We start from the raw sequence: 521 nt of genomic DNA, 5'->3' as shown, positions 1-521 counted from the left end.
AATTCATTTCGCTCTAGCGAGCTACTCTTTGTATCTTTCCATGGTTTCGCATTTTTTCTAGGTGGAATCACCGCATGTGCTTGCCGATCTGCAATGACCTGACGGCATTGCTTGGTGTCATAAGCTCCATCGGTATAAACAGAGTCAATCTGCTCATCTTGTGGAATCTGATTAAGTAAATCACCAAGCACCTGTGAATCACTGACATTATTGGTTGTGAGCTGAATAGCGCGTATTTGTAGGGTTTTGGCATCTATACCAATATGTAGTTTACGCCATTGGCGACGATATTCAGCTCCATGTTTCTTGCGTTTCCATTCGCCCTCACCTAGAAACTTCATGCCTGTAGAGTCTACGAGTAGATGCAGCCCATCGCTACTTTTTTGGTAGCTGATTGCAATATCAATATGCTTTTGTCTTCTACAAAGCGTACTGTAATCTGGTGCGGTCCAATTTAATCCGCAAAGTTTAATCAGACTTTGCACAAAGCCAGTGACCATACGTAAAGATAGACGGAATAA

At 42.4% G+C, this 521-nt stretch carries 1 pseudogene; it reads right to left on the bottom strand.

Features of this window, described 5'->3' with window-relative positions:
• A pseudogene (locus HHA43_RS13130) lies at positions 1-521 on the bottom strand (IS5-like element IS17 family transposase); the annotation flags it as partial.

The organism is Acinetobacter sp. A2 (assembly GCF_012371325.1).
Taxonomy (GTDB): domain Bacteria; phylum Pseudomonadota; class Gammaproteobacteria; order Pseudomonadales; family Moraxellaceae; genus Acinetobacter.
This window is presented reverse-complemented; position numbering and strand designations above follow the sequence as displayed.